Source organism: Longispora urticae, from assembly GCF_053902585.1.
The window spans coordinates 102,221-120,017 of the sequence record NZ_JAQZSH010000041.1; the positions used below are offsets into that span (position 1 = coordinate 102,221).

The following is a 17,797-nucleotide window of genomic DNA, read 5'->3' on the forward strand; positions in this document are numbered from 1 at the left end:
CCGACCGTGACGAGGCTTCAGCTCCCGGGCTGTGGCCTCGTCACGGTGGGCGGGGTGGCCGGCTGCCAGCGATCCGGGCGCGTGTCCCGGAACGGCTGGTCAGCGGCTCGCGTCCGGGCGGTAGACGGTGAGGTCGCCGTAGGCCGGCAGTACCCCCGACAGGTCGCCGGGTTCGTCCCGCAGGACCGAGTCCAGGAAGGCGAGGGTGGCCCCCGCCGTCACGCGCAGGCCCCCGGTGCGGCCCAGGGAGCCGACGATCGAGGGCACGGGCGGCAGGTACAGGGGACCGTCCATGAAGGTGAGATGCGCGGCGCCGGGGACGGTGAGCCGGTAGCTCGTCGCGGTGCCGGACCTGAGCACCTCGGCGAGGCGGGGCAGGTAGCGCGGATCGGTCCCCTCCGTGACGGCCTGGGTGAGCGCGAGCGTCGGCTGGCCGAGGGCCGGTGAGGCGGGGCCGTGCGGGTAGCCGTCCAGATCGACGACGGCGTCGAACCGGCGGTCCTGCCGGGCCGCCTGGAACGCGGCGGCCCCACCCATGGAGTGACCGGTCACCGCGACCCGGCCGGTGTCCAGGCGTCCGCCCAGCGGGCCGGTCCCGTCCCGGTCCAGGCCGTCCAGCCGGGTGAGGACGAAGCCGAGGTCGGCGGCCCGGATCGCCGTCCAGCCGGCCGCCAGCTCGTCGTCCCTGGCCGGGTCGCCGGTGGAGGCGAGCCGGGTGGTGACCGTCCGGCCGTCGGCGAGGACCACGGCGGCGGAGTCGTACGGGTGGTCGAGCGCGGCGACGACGTAGCCGTGGCTGGCCAGTTCCTCCGCCCACGCGGTGTTCTGGGTGCGCACCCCGCCCGACCCCGGCGAGAACAGCACGACCGGGAACCGCCCGCCGCCGGGCTCCACCGGGGCGTCGACGACCGCCCGGGTGCGGGCGAGCGGAACCCCGTCGACCAGGAACCCCGGCAGGCCGGCCGAGCGGGCGAGGGCGTCGGAGACGGTGCGCGCCTCCTGCTCCGTGCGCCCGAGGTACCGGGCCCGCCGCACGTGCCCGGGGCTCGGCCGCGCGGGGTACCAGAGCTGGACCACGACGGTGCGCCGGTCGTCCGGATCGGCGGTGAAGGTCTCGGGGCGCGCCGGGTCGGTCCACTGCTCCACCCGGGTGCCGACCGCGAAACCGCCGGACGGTGCGGGGAACACGGGCACGGGAAGGGCCCACGCGGCCACCGGGCCCGTGGCGATCAGGCCCACGCAGGCCACCGTCGCCGGCAACGCCAGCCACCAGCGCGCCCGCCACGCCGGCCGGCCGGTCCGGCGCCGCAGCAGCGGGGAGAAGGCGGACGGGGACGCGAGGGCGGCGCCCGCCAGTACCGGCAGCAGCTGCCAGCGCAGCCCCGTCGCGGCCAGCGGGACCGCGGAGAGCACGAGGACCGCCCCCGCCGCGATCGTGACGCGGGGGCGGGCGGCCGGGGGAGTCCAGCGCGCCGTCACCAGGGCGACGGCACCCAGCAGGGCGAGGATTTCCAGGGGGGACATGGGCAGTCCGGGGATGGTCTCGGTCACCTGTCCATCCTCGGCGCGGGGTACGGGCCGCCGCATCGGTCCGGGGTCGCCCCGGGGTTCGACCGTGGTCGCCTTCCGCGGCGGGGCGCCGTGCGACCGGAGCGGCAGTCGGGCCCGCCGGATCGGGGGCCGCGCTGCGACCGGGGGAGGTGGTGGGGCTCCACCTGAGGTCGTACCCCGGCACGGAGCCGTCAGACGGTGGACCCATGCGCCGCGCGGGGCCGGCGGCCTACCGTGACAGGGCTGGGGTAGAGCCCAGGGCGGCGGGGCCACCATGATGCTGAACGGACAAGGACGTGCGATGAGCGAGGCGGTCGCGGATCCGGCGCGGTCGAGGCACACCGACCGGGTGGCGCGACTGGCGGCGCTGACCCGCCGCTGGGGCTCCCGGCCGCCGCCCATGGCATGGGACGCGCTGCTGCTGACGCTTCTCCTCGTCAACGCCGTGACCGCGCGCGCCCCGCACGAGCCGCCGCTGACCGTGGCCCTCACCGCGGCCCTCGCCCTGCCCCTGATCTGGCGGCGCCGGTTCCCGCTCGGCGTGTTCGGCCTCGTGGCGGCGGCGGCCTTCGTCCAGTGGCTGGCCGACGTCCAGCTGCCGGCGGACATCGCCGTCCTGGTGGCCCTCTACACGGTGGCCGCGCGCACGGGCCGGCGCGGCACGCTCCTGGCCTGCGCCGTCGTGGAGGCGGGGGTCCTGCTGGCCTGCCTGCGCTGGGCGGGGGAGGGCGCGTTCCCGACCCTGTTCGTCGCGGTCACCGCGATGGTCGTCGCCGCCGCCGTCCTCGGCGTGAACGCGCGGACCACGCGCGCCTACCTCGCGGCCGTGCGGGAACGGGCCGCGCGGCGGGAACGGGAACAGGAACAGGAGGCGCGGCTCGCCGTGGCCGGGGAGCGGGCCCGGATCACCCGGGAGATGCACGACATCGTCACCCACAACCTGTCCGTCATGGTCGCGCTCACCGACGCCGCCGTCTACGCGCAGCACCGGTCGCCCGAGCGGGCCACCGCCGCGATGCTCCAGGTCTCCGAGACCGGCCGGCAGGCCCTGACCGACATGCGGCGCTCGCTGGGCGTCCTGCGGACCGACGAGCCGGACGCGGACCGCCACCCGTTGCCCGGCATCGCACACCTGGGGGCCCTCGCCGACCAGATGCGCGCCGCCGGGCTGCCGACCAGCCTCGACGTCCGCGGCGGACACGCCCACCTGCCGGCCACCGCGCAACTCACCGTCTACCGCCTGGTCCAGGAGTCCCTGACCAACACCCTCAGACACACGCCGACGGGTACGCGCGCGCGGGTCCGGATCCAGTGCTCCACCGGGAGCGTCACCGTGGACGTCACCGACGACGGGCCCCGGTCGGCGGCGGCCGGCCCGCCGTCCGGCCACGGCATCCCCGGCATGCGCGAGCGCTCGGCCGGCTACGGGGGGACCCTGCTGGCCGGACCGCTGCCGGGTGGCGGCTGGGGAGTCAGTACCCGCCTGATTCTCGACGGTGGTGGGGGCGCGTGACGATCCGCGTCCTGATCGTCGACGACGAGGCGCTGCTCCGGATGGCCTTCGGCACGGTCCTGGAGACCCAGCCCGACATGGCGCCGGTCGGCGAGGCGGCGGATGGCGACGAGGCCGTCCTCCTCGCCCGGGAACTGCGCCCCGACGTCGTCCTCATGGACGTCCGGATGCCCGGCACCGACGGGATCGGGGCGACCCGGCGGGTCATCGAGGTCTCCCCACGGAGCAGGGTGCTGATCCTCACGACCTTCGACCTGGACGAGTACGCCTTCGCCGGGCTCGGCGCCGGAGCCTCGGGCTTCCTGCTGAAGAACACCCGGCCCGAGGAGTTCCTCACCGCGATCCGCGCCGTGCACGCGGGGGACGCGGTGGTCTCCCCACGGATCACCCGACGCCTGCTGGAGGGCCTCCGCCCGTACACCCCCGACGGCGGCACCGACCATGGCGAACGGCTGGGCCGGCTCAGCGCCCGTGAACGCGAGGTGCTCGTCCAGGTGGGGCGTGGCCTGTCGAACAGCGAGATCGCGGCCGCGCTGTTCCTCGCGGAGGCCACCGTGAAGGCCCATCTGGGGCGCGTCCTGCACAAGCTCGAACTGCGCGACCGGATCCAGGCGGTCGTCTTCGCGTACGACAGCCGCCTCGTCCACCCGGCGTGACGCCACGGCGCCCCGGGTCTAGAGGACCGCCGCGCACACGAGGGCCAGGAGCGGGGCCGTGCCCTGCATGACCGCCGCGCGCGCCATCCGCCGGTCCGTCACCAGCAGCACCAGGGCCGCGCCCAGCATGCACGCCACCGAGAACAGCGCGATCGCCGCGCCGGCCGTCGCCCGGTCGGCCACGTGCACCGCGACCACCCCGCCGAGCGCGCCCAGCGCCAGGAACAGGTTGTAGAAACCCTGGTTGAGGGCCCACGGCCGGACGGACGCCACCTCGTCGGCGCGGACGAAGAACCGGCCGTGCACCTTCGGCTGGCGGAACAGCACGCTCTCCATCGCGAAGATGAGCACGTGCAGGAGGCCGGCGACGACCACGAGGACCTGAGCGGCGATGTTCATGGTGGTCAGTATCTACGCCGGCACGCCCGGCGGTCCGGGGACTGGCGGAACCGGAGTTGTCGGAGGGGGCTGTTAGGGTCCTGGCACCTCGACCCGACCGCCGTGGAGACCGCATGACCATCAACGAGCATCTCCGTGTCTTCGCCGGCCTGCCCGTGGCCGCGTTCGACCCGCACGCCGCGCCGCCCGCCGACCCGGCCGCGCGCGCCTGGCGGGTCGACACCGACTACGACGGCGGCGACGCCCTGTTCGCGCTGCGCCTCGACGCCCTGCTCGCCGCCGACTGGGCCGGCCGGGTCGAGGCCCTGGTCATCGGCCAGTGGACCGACAACGCCTACGACTGCTCCGCCCCGATCGGCCAGCTCGTCGCCGCGGCCGGCCGGCTCACGGGCCTGCGCGCCCTGTTCCTCGGCGACCAGGTCATGGAGGAGTCGGAGATCTCCTGGATCCAGCAGGGCGACATCACCGCCCTCCTGGAGGCCTACCCGGCGCTGGAGGTCCTCGGCGTGCGCGGCGGCGAGAACCTCGAACTCAAGCCCGTCCGCCACGACCGCCTCCGCGAACTCACCATCGAGTGCGGCGGCCTGCCCGCGTCCGTGGTCCGCGCCCTCGGCGAGTCCGACCTCCCCGCGCTCACCCGCCTCGAACTGTGGCTCGGCACGGAGGAGTACGGCGGCGACGCCACCGTGGACGACGTCGCGCCCCTGCTCACCGGCACCCGGCTGCCCGCGCTCCGCCACCTCGGCCTGCGCAACGCCGAGATCGTCGACCACGTCGCCGCCGCCCTCGCCGGTGCCGGCGTCGTCGCCCAGCTGGAGACGCTGGACCTGTCGATGGGCATCCTCACCGACACGGGCGCCTCCGCCCTGCTCGCCGGCCAGCCGCTCACCCACCTGCGGGTCCTGGACCTGCACCACCACTACCTCAGCGCGGCCGTCACCGACCGGATCACGGCCGAGCTGGTCGCGGCAGGGGTGGACGTGGACCTGTCCGACGCGGGCGACCCCGACGACGAGGACGAGCGCTACATCGAGGTCTCGGAGTGACCACCCGGGCCGCCGCCGGCCGGGGTGCGGAGTGACCACCCGTTCCCCGGGTCCTGGCGTGGCCGTCCCGCGTGGCCGACGCTTCCCGGGTTCTGGCGTGGCAGTCTGGTGCGGCCGACGTTCCCCGGGTTCTGGAGTGGCCGTCCCGTGCGGCTGACCATCGTCGGCAACCCGGACAACCGGCGGGTGACCCTGTTCTCGGCGGCGGTCGTCGCGGCCGGGCTGCCGGCGCCCGAGGTGCTGCCGTGGCGGGTCGTCGCCGCGGGGGAGCCGTTCGCGCTCGCCCCCGGGTCGCTGGTGCGGATCGAGTCGCCCGGGGAGGACGCCGAGGTCCGGCGGCTGTTCACCGGCGGCGTCGCCGAACACGGGGAGATCGTGGGCGGCCGGGCCTGGTATCTCGGGCTGTGCCGGGCGCTGGGGCGCCTGCGGGCGGCGGCGGACCTCGCCGGGGCGACGCTCCTCGGCGACCCGGCCGAGATCGCGGTCCTCTTCGACAAGGCCGCCTGCCACACCCGCCTGACCGCCGCCGGCATCCCGGTTCCCCCGGCCCTGCCCACGACCGGTCGGGTGCTGGCCCAGACCGGCCTGTCCGGCTCCCGGTCCGGTCCGTCCGGCTCCCAGACTGGCCCGTCCGCCCGGCCCGGCGCACCCGGCTCGCTGCCCGGCGCACCTGGCTCCGGGCGCGACGCGCGGTCGGGCACCGCGGCGCACCCGAACGCACCCGCCGCGTCGATCGGGCCGGTCCCGCCCGGGTCCGCTGCCGGCGTGCCCGCGTCACCCGCGCCAGGTCCGGCCGGGACCGGGCCGGGAGCGTTCGGCGTCCTCCCACCGTGCGAAGCCATCGGCGACCCGACCGCGCCAGGGCTGGCGGCGGAAGCCGGGGCGGGGCGCGCGGCCACCACCGCCGGGGCCGGACCGGCCGGGTGGGAGCCGCTGCGGGACGCCATGGACGCGGTCGGCTGGTCGCGGGTGTTCGTCAAGCCCCGGCACGGTTCCTCCGCGTCGGGCGTCCTCGCCCTGCGCCGCGCCCCCGGCCGGACCTGGGCCACCACCTCGGTGGAACTCGTCCGCGACGGCGGCCGGGTGCGCCTGTTCAACTCGCTGCGGGTCCGCACCTACCGCGACGAGCGCGACGTCGCCGCCATCGTGGACCACCTCGCCCCGGACGGCCTGCACGTCGAACGCTGGTTCCCCAAGGCCGGCCTCGACGGCCGCACCGTCGACCTGCGCGTCCTCGTCCTGGCCGGCCGGCCGGGCCACGTGGTGGTGCGCGCCAGCCACTCCCCGATGACGAACCTGCACCTCGGCGGCGCCCGGGGCGACCTCGACGCACTCCGCCGCGCCGCCGGCCCGGACGCCTACGCGGCGGCGATGGCCACCTGCGCGCGGGTCGCGGCCCAGTTCCCCGGCAGCCCGCACGTCGGCGTGGACCTGATGTTCGCCCCGGGCTGGACCCGGCACGCGGTGGCGGAGGTCAACGCGTTCGGCGACCTGCTGCCGGGCCTGCTCGTCGACGGCCGCGACCCCTACGAGACCCAGGCCGCGGCCCTCCTCCCGGCGGGCCGCCCGTGACCGTCTCCGCCCCCGTCGACATGAACGCCGTCGTCGGTACCCATGACCTGCTGTTCGTCACCCTGGACACCCTGCGTTTCGACGTGGCCGCCGAACTCGCCGCCACCGGCCGCACCCCCACCCTGTCCCGGGTGCTCCCCGGCGGCCGCTGGGAGCCCCGGCACTCCCCGGCCAGCTTCACCTACGCCGCCCACCACGCCTTCTTCGCCGGCTTCCTGCCCACCCCGACCGGCCCGGGCCCGCACCCGCGCCTGTTCGCGGCGGCGTTCCCCGGCAGCGAGTCGACCGCCGACGGCACCTGGGTGTTCGACGCCCCGGACCTGGTCACGGGCCTGTCCCGCGCCGGGTACCACACGGTGTGCCTCGGCGGGGTCGGCTTCTTCAACCGGCAGTCGCCCCTCGGCAGCGTGCTGCCGGACCTGTTCGCCGAGGACCACTGGCGCCCCGAGTTCGGTGTCACGTCCCCGGACCCGCTGACCGCCCAGCTCGACGAACTGGAACGCGTCGTCGCCGACACCGAGGGCGGCCGACCCCTGTTCACCTTCCTCAACGTGGCCGCGGTGCACCAGCCCAACCGGCATTTCCTGCCCGGCGCGCCGGCGGACACCCGCGACAGCCACGCGGCGGCGCTGGCCTATGTGGACGGACATCTGGCCCGCCTGTTCGCGCTGGCCACCCGGCGCGGCCGGCCCTGTCTGGCGATCCTGTGCTCGGACCACGGCACCGCGTACGGGGAGGACGGGCACCACGGGCACCGGCTCGGCCACGAGGTCGTGTGGACCGTGCCGTACGCACTCTTCACGCTCCGACCGGGGGACTGGTGACGACCTTGCTCGACGGCTCGCCCTACCAGGGCTACCTCTACGCGTACCCGCACAAGACGGCGTACCGGCCCCTGCGGCCCCGCCCGGCGCTCGGCGACGTCTGGGCGGCCGAGGACCGCACCGCGCTGTTCCTGTACCTGCACATCCCGTTCTGCGAGATGCGGTGCGGCTTCTGCAACCTGTTCACCCGGACCCGCCCGCCCGCCGAGCAGGTGTCGGCGTACCTGGCCCAGCTGCGCACCCAGGCGACCGTCGTGTCCCGCGAACTCGGCGACGCGCGGTTCGCCCGGGCCGCGGTCGGCGGCGGCACCCCGACCTACCTGACGTCCGCCGAGCTCACGGACCTCTTCTCCATACTCACCGACGAGCTCGGCGTGGACCTGGCCGGCGCGGAACTGTCCGTGGAGACGTCCCCCGCGACCGCCACCCCCGACCGGCTCGCCGTGCTGGCCGCGCACCACACCCGCCGGGTCAGCATCGGCGTGCAGAGCTTCCTCGACGCCGAGGCGCACGCCGCCGGCCGGCCGCAGAAACGCGCGGAGGTCGACCGGGCGCTGGGCGCGATCCGGGAGGTGGCCCTGCCCGTCCTCAACCTGGACCTGATCTACGGCATCCCCGGCCAGACGGCCCGGACCTGGGACGAGTCGCTGCGCACGGCCCTGACCTGGAACCCGGAGGAGATCTACCTCTACCCGCTGTACGTGCGCCCGCTCACCGGGCTCGGCCGGCGCGCCGGCGACCTGCTCGTCGGGCCCGGCCGCCGGACCAACGACCTGGGCGGCGCCAACGATCCGGGCAGGGCCAACGGCCTGGGTGGTGCCAACGATCCGGGCCGGGCTGATGACCCGGGCCGGACCGGGGAGCCCGACTCCGACCCGGCCTGGGACGCCGCCCGCCTCGCCCTCTACCGCCAGGGCCGCGACACCCTGCGCGCCGCCGGCTACCGGCAACTGTCCATGCGCCAGTTCCGCCGCGCCGACGTGCCCGACCCCGGGGGCGTCGACTACTGCTGCCAGGACGACGGGATGGTCGGGCTCGGCTGCGGCGCCCGCTCGTACACCCGTGACCTGCACTATTCCTTCGACTACGCCGTCGGGGTCGGCGAGGTGCGCGCCATCATCGACGACTATGTGAGCCGGCCGGCCGAGGACTTCCGGCACGCGGAGTTCGGCTTCACCCTCGACGGCACCGAGCAGCGCCGGCGCTGGCTGCTCAAGTCGCTGCTCCGCGCGGAGGGCGTCGACCCGGACGGGTACGCCGCCCGGTTCGGCACCACCGTCGCCCACGACTTCCCCCAGCTCACGGCCCTGTCCGACCGGGGCTGGCTCACCACGGCGCCGTCCGTGGCGGAACCCGCCGCGCCCAACACAGGCCCCCTCGTCCCGGTCCCGCCACAACCCGCGTCCGGCACGGAACCCGCCGCGTCCGGCACGGCCCCCGGCCGGCCTCCCCTCGGCACCCCACCGGACCGGCTCGTCCTCACCGACGAGGGCCTCGCGCACGGTGATCTCATCGGCCCGTGGCTGGTCTCCGGCGAGGTCCGCGCCGCGATGGCGGGACACACCCCCCGATGAACCTCTCCCTCCTGTACCGGGGCCCCCTGTCCAGCTGCAACTACGACTGCCCGTACTGCCCCTTCGCCAAGCGCCGCGACAGCACCGCCCAGCTCCGCGAGGACCGGGCGGCCCTGGCCCGTTTCGTGGACTGGGCGACCGCCAACCCGCACGGCGACCGGCTGTCCGTCCTGTTCACCCCGTGGGGCGAGGGCCTGACCCGCTCCTGGTACCGGACCGCGCTCGTCACCCTGTCCCACCTCCCGCACGTCGACCGGGTGGCGATCCAGACCAACCTGGCCGGCCGCCTGACCTGGCTCGCCGACGCCGACCCGGGGACCCTGGCGCTGTGGGCGACGTACCACCCGGGCCAGGTGACCCGCGACCGCTTCCTCCGCGCGTGCGCCACCGCCGCGTCCCACGGCATCCGGCTGTCCGTCGGCATGGTCGGCCTCCCCGAACACCTGGCCGAGGCCCGGGCACTCCGCGCGGCCCTGCCCCCGGAGACGTACCTCTGGATCAACGCCGCCGACGGGCACACCTACGACGCGTCGGCCGAGGCGGACTGGACGGAGATCGACCCCCTCTTCGGGTACAGCGTCCGGCCGCACGCCTCCGCCGGCCACGAGTGCCGGGCCGGGGAGACCGCGCTGTCGGTGATCGGCGACGGCACGGTCCGGCGCTGCCATTTCGTCCAGACCCCGCTGGGCAACCTCTACGACGGCTCCTACCGCCGCGCGCTCGGCCCCCGGGCCTGCCCGAAGACCGAATGCGACTGCCACATCGGGTACGTGCACCTCAAACGCCTCGACCTGCACCAGATCTTCGCGGGCGGCATCCTGGAACGCATCCCCGCCGCGTGGCCCACGTCAGCGACCGCACCCCGCCCGGCGACCTGGGGCGCCCCGACCCCCGTCCAGATCCCGACCCGCCCGTCCCCCTAGTCCCCGCGTGCCCGGCCCCGGTTCTGCCGTGCCGAATCCCGGTCCGCGCGGCCCAGGGTCCGCGAGGCTGATTCTCGGTCCGCCCGGCCCTGGCTTCGGCCGACCCGGCGGCTGGTCTCGGCCTGCCAAGCCCTGGTCGGCTCCTAGGAGGGGCCGCGGTCCGGGCGCTGGTCCAGTAGATCGCGGTGCGGGCCGTTGTAGCCCGGGCACGGGCACCGGTCGTCCACCCACTCGTTCGGGGTCCAGCCCGCGTCGCCCCGCTCGTGCCGGCGTCGCCACCTACCGCCCACCCGCGCGGCGCACCCGCCGGTACCGGAACGGTGGTCGGCGACGCCGTGCCCACAGGAGCAGTACCGCCGTCCGCTGCCCCGATCATCCGACAGGGGGGCGGTCTGTTCAGGTCCGAGCCGTGGGCCGCGCGGACCGACCGGGCGCGAGGTCGCGTTCGAACCGGATGGCCCGGATGGCCCGGGTGGTGGCCCGGATGACCCAGCTGGCTCGGGTGGCGTCCCGAGTGTCCCGGGTGGCCCGGCGGGGCCGCGGTTGGCCGGAGCCCGCGACCCGCGCGGATCCGGGCCCAGCCTGGGCCGGTCGGACCACGCCCACCGGGCGGCCAGCGCCCCGACCACCCCCACCGCCACCAGCAGCACCGCGACCGCCGCCCACATCGGCTCCCCCTCCGCACCCTGAACGCTTCCGGTTTAGTCCATTGTGCCCGGTACGTGCAACCCGACCCCGGTTCAGGCGTCCAGGGCCGAGCGGATCCGGGCGCCCAGCTCGGCGGCCTGTTCCTCGGTCCACGGGATCAGCCCGTTCTCGGCCATCAGGGCGTGGAACTGCTGCCGTTCCAGCGGGATGCCGGGGGTGAGGGGCGAGATGTGCCAGTGCAGGTGTGAGTTGCCCTGCTGGCTTCCGAGGGACAGGACATAGGTCCGTTCCGACGGTACGACGGCCTCGACGGCGCGGGCGACCCGGTAGACCACCGCCTGGAGCCGCAGGTACCCGTCCTCGGTGAAGTCGCGGACCACGTGTTCGAGGTGCCGCTTCGGCGCGACCAGCACGTGGCCGGGCATCGTCGGGTAGCCGCCGAGGTACGCGATGGCCTCGCCGTCGTCGTAGACGGTCACCTCCTTCTCGAAGCCGGGGGCGCCCGCGACCAGCGCGCAGATGTAGCACGGCGCGGTCCTGATCCGCTCGAGGTAGGCCCCGACGTCGAACGGTACGCGTTCCTCCATGGTCATCCCCTGTGCTCGGTGCGGTCATCGGACGCCGACAGTAACCGGACCGACCGGGCCCGCCGAGTTCCGACCAGCCGTGCGGAGCGACCCTCACCCGGCCCAACCAGCCGTGCGGAGCGCCCCCACCCGGCCCGACCAGCCGTGCCGAGCGGTCCCACCCGACCCGACCAGCCGCGCGGAGCAGCTCTCACCCGGCCCGACCAGCCGGGCCGAGTGGTTCCCATCCGGCCGCCCACCCGTGCCGCGCAGCTCCCACCGGATCCGGCCGACCCGGCCGACCCGGCCGCAAGCTGACGGACCCCGGTGGTCAGGCCGGCGCCCCGTCAGGTCTGGGCCAGCGGCGCGTACTCCTCCTCGGTGAGCCCGAACGTCCACGCCACCCCGGCCCGCGCCGTCCGCGTCCCCGGCGGCACCCGCAGGAAGTAGGTCCGCCGGGTCCCGTCCGGCTCCGGGGTCGAGTTCAGCACCTCCACCATGACGAGCGGCTCGTCCCGGGCGAGGTCGACCCGCCACAGGGTCCCGTACCCGTCGGAATGGGCTTTCGTGGCGCCGGACTCGGCCAGGTACCGGTCGAATCCGAAGTGTTCGAGCATCACCCGGCGCACCTCGGCGTTGTCCTCGGCGCGGATCCGCGCGACGGTCAGCCGGGGCAGTTCGTCGGCGACCTCGGGCGGGATCGGCATGCCGCGCCAGGCGTGCAGCCCGTAGCCGTCCGGGTAGGACAGTGCAGGACCGTCGCCCCGGTGCAGCCGGCCGACGTTGTCGCGGTGCACGGCGGTCGGCCGCTCGGTGAGCACGGCGACGTTCTCGTAGGCCCACCACCAGCCGGCCGAGCGGGCCACTCCGGCCAGGCCCGCGAGCGCCGGGGTCGTGGGGAACGCGCCGAGCCAGGCCGCGTCGTGCTGGCCGTGCACCACGTCGAGCAGCGCCGCCCGCGCGCCCACGTGCACGGGGTGGGTGTTCACCGCGAACTGGGCGTCGAGCCTGGTCCGCAGGGGCGTGACCAGCTGTTCCATCACCTGCTGCCAGGGTCGGCGGGCGGCGGCGGCCCAGTGCCGGGCGAACCCGACCGGGCCGAGGTCCCGCACGAGCGCGGCCCGGGCCTGCGCCCACGGCCTGGTCCGGACCAGCGGGCGCACCGACCGGCCCAGCGGCACGTCCACGCAGAACTGGGCCCGCAGCTCCGCCAGCGCCGCCGCCCCGGGCCCGGCGAACCGCGCGGTCCGGGGCTCGGCGAGCAGCGCCACGGCCAGGGCCCCGGCCTCGGGGGAGTCCAGCCACACGATCCGCGTCGGGGCCTTCAACCCCGCGAGGGTGTACGCCTTCCGGACCGCAGTCTCGGCCGACCGCCGCCGGGCGGGCGCACAGGACAGCCCCGCCTCCGTCCAGTCCTCGGCCGCGCCGGCCAGGGTCACGTCGTCCACGGTGCCCCCTAGTCCGCGACCGGGCGGACCGCGCCCGGCACGTACTCGCGCTGGTGGAGCACCCGGTACGCCCCCGGGGAGAGCGCGATCGGGCCGTGCTCCTCGTGGCCGAGCCGCCCGTAGCCCTCGATCAGCAGGTAGAACTGCCCCGGCGCGTCGGCCGGGCACAGCATCGACACCCGCTCACCGGTGACGACGTGCGCGTGCCCGGTGGCCTCGCCCCGGGCCAGCACCATCCGGTTGCGGTGGTCGCGCGGGGCGGCCACCAGGTTCTGCGGCAGCTCCGCCGCGTCGATCGGCACGACGAGCACATCGCCTTGTCGGTACACCCTGGGTCTCCCTGTCCTGGCAGTTGCCCGAACCGTAGCGGGACCCCCCGACAGTTCTCAGCGCCCGAAGTACTCCTCCAGCACCAGGGCCACTCCGTCGTCGGAGTTGCTGGCGGTGTGCCGCTCCACCGCGGACAGCACGGTGGGGTGCGCGTTGGCCATCGCGTACGCCGTGCCGGCCCAGCGCAGCACCGACAGGTCGTTGGGCATGTCCCCGAACGCGAGCACCTCCCCGGGGGCCACGCCCCACCCGGCGCACAGTTCGGCGAGGGTGGCCGCCTTCGACACCCCGGCCGCGCTGATCTCCAGGACGCCGGGCGCGCCGGAGTGCGTGCACGCGATCCCGGGCACCGCGCGCAGCAGCTCCAGCGCCGGGTCGACCCCGGTGTCGGGGGCCCAGACCAGCAGTTTCACGGCGGACTCGGCCTCGGCCCACAGTCGCGCCACCGAGTCCACCGGGATCCGGGACGGGTCGAGGGTGCCGTGGTGGCCGTACGCCGGTTCGCAGAGCACCCGCCAGCCGGTCTCCACGGCGAACCCGGCCCCGGGCAGCGCGGCGGCGACTGCCAGGGCGGCGCGCTCGGCGACGTCGAGGGGCAGCGGGTGGATGATCCGGGCCGTACCCGCGTCGAGGTCCTGCACGATCGCCCCGTTGCTGCACACGGCCAGCCCGCCGAGCCCGGTCGCGGCGACCAGCAGGTCCACGGACCGGGGCGGCCGGGCCGTGACGGCGACCACCCGGGCCCCGGCGGCGCGGGCCCGGTCGAGCGCGGCCCGGGTGCGGGCGGAGACGGACTTGTCGGGACGCAGCACGGTGCCGTCGAGGTCCACGGCGACGACGCGGGGAGGGGTCACGGGGGCAGTCAACCAGAAGGGGCGGACCACCCGCGCCCCCGGAGCACGCGGCGGCCCGGGGCGCACAGAAAAGCCCGCCGCCACCGAAGTGGCTGCGGGCCCGGGTCGATCAGAAGAGCGGATGACGAGATTCGAACTCGCGACCCTCACCTTGGCAAGGTGATGCGCTACCAGCTGCGCTACATCCGCGTGTCGGCCCGGTCAGGTGCCCCTTGCCGACGGGTGAACTTTACCGGACCTCGGCACCGGGGACAAAACGGGGTCCCCGGCCGTGCGGGGCGGTGAAGTCGGGCACCGGGCCGGCCGGCACGATCCGGGACGGGTTCAGGGCCGGCTGGGTGCGGAAGTAGTGCCGGCGGATGTGGTCGAGGTCGGTGGTGCCGCCGAACGCGGGGATCGAATACAGGTCGCGGGTGTAGGCCCACAGGTGGTCGTAGTCGGCGAGGCGGCGCAGGCTGGCCCGGAAGTGCGGCGCGTACACGGCGTCGAAGCGGGCCAGGGTCACGTACAGCCGGACGTCGGCCTCGGTGAGCTGGTCGCCGAACAGGAACCGGCGGGTGGCCAGCCGCTCCTCCAGCTCGTCGAGGGTGGCGAACACCGTGCCGACGAAGCGGTCGTAGGAGCCCTGGGAGCGGGCGAAGCCGCACCGGTACACCCCCTTGTTGACCGTGGTGTAGATCTTCGCGTTGAGGGCGTCGATCCCGGGGCGCAGCGCCGCCGGGTACAGGTCGAGCGGGGTGGCCCAGGCGTCGAACGCGCCGCCCAGGTCGAGGCTCAGGTCCGGGTAGTTGTTGGAGACGATCACGCCCTGCTCCTTGTCCCACAGGACGGGGACGGCGACGTGGCCGTCGAAGTCCGGGTCCGTGGCCCGGTAGGCGTCGCGGAGCAGCGCGAAGTCGTTGACCGGGTCGGCGTCGTCCCGGAAGGCCCAGCCGCGCCCGTCGCGCACCGGGTCGAGCACGGTCATGCCCACGACGTCGTCGAGGCCCTTGAGGGCGCGCACGATGATCGACCGGTGCGCCCACGGGCAGGCGAGGGACACGTACAGGTGGTACCGGCCCGGTTCCGCGCGCCAGCCGCTGCTCCCGTCGGCCGTGACCCTGCCCAGGAAGTGGCCGGGCGGCGCGTCCCGGGGGCCGGTCGGGGGCGTGAAGGCGTAGTCGCCGAACGTCGCGAAGTCCACCGGGCTGGCCACAGGCATGAGATCACTGTAGGTCGATGGAAAGTCCGCCGACGACTCGCAGAGAGCCACAGGAAATTCCCAAGATCTCCGACCAGGGTGTACCCGTGGGCGCGTGCGGGATGATGAGAGCGTGACGCGGGCATGGCGGATCCTGGTGGTGGACGACGACCCGGCGATCGGTCGGGCGCTGGGCCGCGGCCTGTCCCTGGCCGGCTTCGTCGTGGAGCTGGCCTCCGGCGGGCGGCAGGCCCTGGACCTGGTCGCCTCGGCGGCCCCCGACGCGGTCGTCCTCGACGTGTCCATGCCGGACATCTCCGGCATCGAGGTGTGCCGCCGGCTGCGCGCCGCGGGCTGTGACCTGCCGGTCCTGATGCTCTCCGCCCTCGACGAGGTGGACGACCGGGTCGCCGGCCTGGCCGCCGGGGCCGACGACTACGTGGTGAAACCCTTCGCGATCGCCGAGGTCGAACTGCGGCTGGCCGCCCTGGTCCGCCGGGTCGGGGCCGCCCCGCACGGCGTGCACCGGGTGGGCGGGCTGGTGGTCGACACCGACGCGCGCCGGGTCACCCTCGACGGCACCCCGGTGGAGCTGACCCGCCGCGAGTTCGACGTGCTCGAACTGCTCGCCCGCAACGCCGGCATCGTCCTCGGCCGGTCCCAGGTGCTCGAACGGGTCTGGGGCTACGATTTCGACGTGCGCACGGACGCGGTGGACACCATCATCTCGTACCTGCGGCGCAAGCTGGAGGCCGACGGGCGGCGCCGGATCCTGCACACCGTGCGCGGCACCGGGTTCGTCCTCCGCGACGACGGGAACTGGTGACATGCGGCTGTCCACCCGGTTCGCGCTCCTGGCGGCCGTCGCGGTGCCGGTCCTCGTCCTGACGGCCAGCTTCGGCCTGCTCGCCTGGCTGCGCGCCGACCTGCGCCTCGAACGCGACGACCGGCTGCACGACCGCGCCGTGGCCGCCGCCGCCGCGCCCGACGTGGCCGGCGTGGTCGGGGCCGGCGGCGTCATCGTCAGTACCCGGGCGGGGGAGCGCGCGGTCGGCGAGGTGCCCGCCGGTGGCCGCCTCCCCAACAGAACCGGCCCGTTCACCCTGACCAGCGGGGGCCAGGTCTGGCGCGGGTACGCCGTCACCGGCCCCGACGACCACCGGGTCTACGCGCTGGAACCCAACGCGGCGCTCACGAACCGGCTCGGCCAGCAACGCCGCCGGATGTACGTGGTCGCGGGCCTGTCCGTCCCGTTCGCGGCCCTGGCCGGCTTCGCGCTCGGCAGCGCCGCCACCCGGCCGTTGCGCCGGCTCCAGCGGCGCGCGGCGGTCGCCGGCGAGGGCCCCGGCACCCGGATGGACCTGAACACCGGGGTCGCCGAGGTCGACGACGTGGCCCGCGCCCTGGACACCAGCCTGGCCCAGCGCGACGCCCAGCAGGCCCGCACGGCGCACGCGCTGAAGGCGGCCCGCTCGTTCGCCGCCGCCGCGGCCCACGAACTGCGGACGCCGCTGACCAGCATGCGTACCAATCTGGAACTGCTCTCCCACCCCCGGCTGTCGGAACCGGAACGCGGCGAGGTGCTCGCGGACCTGTCGACCGAGCACGCCCGGATGCTGGGGCTGCTCAGCGTGCTGCGGGCCCTGACCCACGCCGAGCTGGCCCAGCCGGAGCAGTTCGTCCGGACGGACCTGGCGGAGATCGCCGGGGCCGCGGTGGAGTCGGCGGGGCGGCGGCATCCGGGGGCGGAGTTCCGGCTGGTGGGGGAGGGTCCGTTGCTCGCGGACTGCTGGCCCGACGGGATCCGGATGAGCCTGGACAACCTGCTCGACAACGCGGTGCTGCACGGGGCCTCGCCGGTGAGGGTGGAGATCTCCGTGGCGTCCGCGGCTCCGGACGGGACCGGCCCCGGGGTCGGCGGCACCCCGGCCCCGGGCGGCGTCGTCACCCTGAGCGTGGTCGACTCCGGCCCCGGCATCCCCCCGTCCGACCGGGTCGGCGTCTTCGAACGCTTCCACCGCCGCCCCGGCAGCCCCGGCTCCGGCCTCGGCCTGACCCTCGTCGCCGAGGTCGCCGAACTGCACCGGGGCACGGTCACCATCGGCGGGGAGCGCGGCGCCCGCTTCGACGTCCGGTTCCCGGTGACCGGCGGCCCGGCCCCCGTGGACTGGCTCCGGATCGGATCCTGACCTTGGGGCCGCGCGGGCCCGCCGCCCACCGGATAGGCTGCTGACCTCCCAGTATTTCCCCAAGGAACACCCCTACCGTCAGGGACGAGCCGGCACGACCGGACTCGGACGACGAGGAGCACACGATGTACAAGAAACTGGCGATCATCGGCGGTACCGCCCTGGTGGTCCTCGGCGGCGCGGCCATCCCGGCGTTCGCCGGCCCCGGCGGCGGGGACAAACCGGTCACCCGGGACGCGAAGGGCTGCCAGCTCGCCCGCGACCTGCGCCCCGTCCTCGACGACCGGCTGGCCATCATCAACGGCGACGCCACCCAGCGCGGCTCCGTGCCGTGGATCCGGGCGGAGGCCGCGAAGGCGCGCGCCGCCGGCGCCACGAAGAAGGCGGACAAGCTCGACGCGGCGGCCACGAAGCGGGGCGACCGGGCGAAGAAGATCGAAACCCGCAAGACCAAGCTCGACCAGACCATCACCTGGTGTACCGCGAACGGCTTCCCCGCCAGGTAGCCCCCGACGTTCCGCCCC

17 protein-coding genes and 1 tRNA gene are annotated in these 17,797 nt (G+C 75.3%); 10 read left to right on the forward strand and 8 right to left on the reverse strand.

Translation table 11 applies throughout. The features are described from left to right. Nucleotides 1–99: 99 nt before the first annotated feature. A complete protein-coding gene (locus tag PT931_RS28145; protein ID WP_456248725.1) occupies nt 100–1,551 on the reverse strand; it encodes an alpha/beta hydrolase family protein in 1,452 nt (483 codons plus the stop codon). A gap of 301 nt (nt 1,552–1,852) precedes the next feature. On the opposite strand from PT931_RS28145, the gene PT931_RS28150 reads away from it, so the two are divergent. After that, nucleotides 1,853–3,064, forward strand: coding sequence for a sensor histidine kinase (locus PT931_RS28150; protein ID WP_456248726.1), 1,212 nt, complete (start codon nt 1,853–1,855; stop codon nt 3,062–3,064). Then, nucleotides 3,061–3,720, forward strand: coding sequence for a response regulator (locus tag PT931_RS28155; protein ID WP_456248727.1), 660 nt, complete (start codon nt 3,061–3,063; stop codon nt 3,718–3,720). Before PT931_RS28150 ends, PT931_RS28155 begins: the two co-directional genes overlap by 4 nt. Nucleotides 3,721–3,738: 18 nt before the next feature. On the opposite strand, the gene PT931_RS28160 is transcribed toward PT931_RS28155, so the two are convergent. After that, the gene (locus PT931_RS28160; RefSeq protein WP_456248728.1) at nt 3,739–4,119 is read right to left on the reverse strand and encodes a DUF1304 domain-containing protein; all 381 of its coding nucleotides are present in this window, start codon (nt 4,117–4,119) and stop codon (nt 3,739–3,741) included. Between the two features lie 113 nt (nt 4,120–4,232). Here PT931_RS28160 and PT931_RS28165 point away from each other — a divergent pair, with 113 nt between their 5' ends. The 5 genes from PT931_RS28165 (at nt 4,233) to PT931_RS28185 (ending at nt 10,058) form a co-directional block, all read left to right on the forward strand. Then, nucleotides 4,233–5,165, forward strand: coding sequence for an STM4015 family protein (locus PT931_RS28165; RefSeq protein ID WP_456248729.1), 933 nt, complete (start codon nt 4,233–4,235; stop codon nt 5,163–5,165). A gap of 147 nt (nt 5,166–5,312) precedes the next feature. Beyond that, the gene (locus PT931_RS28170; protein WP_456248730.1) at nt 5,313–6,737 is read left to right on the forward strand and encodes an STM4014 family protein; all 1,425 of its coding nucleotides are present in this window, start codon (nt 5,313–5,315) and stop codon (nt 6,735–6,737) included. Then, nucleotides 6,734–7,561, forward strand: a complete 828-nt coding sequence (locus tag PT931_RS28175; protein WP_456248731.1) for an STM4013/SEN3800 family hydrolase — start codon at nt 6,734–6,736, stop codon at nt 7,559–7,561. Before PT931_RS28170 ends, PT931_RS28175 begins: the two co-directional genes overlap by 4 nt. After that, nucleotides 7,558–9,135, forward strand: a complete 1,578-nt coding sequence (locus tag PT931_RS28180) for a radical SAM protein (protein WP_456248732.1) — start codon at nt 7,558–7,560, stop codon at nt 9,133–9,135. The genes PT931_RS28175 and PT931_RS28180 overlap by 4 nt, the downstream gene beginning before the upstream one ends. Beyond that, nucleotides 9,132–10,058 carry an STM4011 family radical SAM protein gene (locus tag PT931_RS28185; protein WP_456248733.1) on the forward strand — a complete coding sequence of 309 codons (927 nt, stop codon included), beginning with the start codon at nt 9,132–9,134 and terminating at the stop codon, nt 10,056–10,058. Before PT931_RS28180 ends, PT931_RS28185 begins: the two co-directional genes overlap by 4 nt. 740 nt (nt 10,059–10,798) lie before the next feature. Here PT931_RS28185 and PT931_RS28190 read toward each other — a convergent pair. The 6 genes from PT931_RS28190 to PT931_RS28215 form a co-directional block, all read right to left on the reverse strand. Further along, nucleotides 10,799–11,293, reverse strand: coding sequence for an HIT family protein (locus tag PT931_RS28190; RefSeq protein ID WP_456248734.1), 495 nt, complete (start codon nt 11,291–11,293; stop codon nt 10,799–10,801). A 326-nt stretch (nt 11,294–11,619) separates the two neighbouring features. Next, nucleotides 11,620–12,720, reverse strand: a complete 1,101-nt coding sequence (locus tag PT931_RS28195) for a DUF6745 domain-containing protein (RefSeq protein WP_456248735.1) — start codon at nt 12,718–12,720, stop codon at nt 11,620–11,622. Between the two features lie 8 nt (nt 12,721–12,728). Further along, the gene (locus tag PT931_RS28200; protein WP_456248736.1) at nt 12,729–13,049 is read right to left on the reverse strand and encodes a hypothetical protein; all 321 of its coding nucleotides are present in this window, start codon (nt 13,047–13,049) and stop codon (nt 12,729–12,731) included. A 57-nt stretch (nt 13,050–13,106) separates the two neighbouring features. Further along, nucleotides 13,107–13,904: an HAD family hydrolase gene (locus tag PT931_RS28205; RefSeq protein WP_456248737.1), complete on the reverse strand. Its 798-nt coding sequence runs from the start codon at nt 13,902–13,904 to the stop codon at nt 13,107–13,109. A gap of 116 nt (nt 13,905–14,020) precedes the next feature. Continuing rightward, nucleotides 14,021–14,093: transfer RNA gene (locus PT931_RS28210), tRNA-Gly, on the reverse strand. 40 nt (nt 14,094–14,133) lie between these two features. Then, complete coding sequence (locus PT931_RS28215; protein ID WP_456248738.1) at nt 14,134–15,105, reverse strand: glutathione S-transferase family protein; 972 nt, start codon at nt 15,103–15,105, stop codon at nt 14,134–14,136. Nucleotides 15,106–15,217: 112 nt separating this feature from the next. On the opposite strand from PT931_RS28215, the gene PT931_RS28220 reads away from it, so the two are divergent. The 3 genes from PT931_RS28220 (at nt 15,218) to PT931_RS28230 (ending at nt 17,779) form a co-directional block, all read left to right on the forward strand. Beyond that, entirely contained in the window at nt 15,218–15,910 is a 693-nt protein-coding gene (locus tag PT931_RS28220; protein ID WP_456248739.1) for a response regulator transcription factor, read from the forward strand. A 1-nt stretch (nt 15,911) separates the two neighbouring features. Next, a complete protein-coding gene (locus PT931_RS28225) occupies nt 15,912–17,273 on the forward strand; it encodes a sensor histidine kinase (RefSeq protein WP_456248740.1) in 1,362 nt (453 codons plus the stop codon). 125 nt (nt 17,274–17,398) lie between these two features. Then, nucleotides 17,399–17,779: a hypothetical protein gene (locus tag PT931_RS28230; RefSeq protein ID WP_456248741.1), complete on the forward strand. Its 381-nt coding sequence runs from the start codon at nt 17,399–17,401 to the stop codon at nt 17,777–17,779. Nucleotides 17,780–17,797 lie beyond the last annotated feature (18 nt).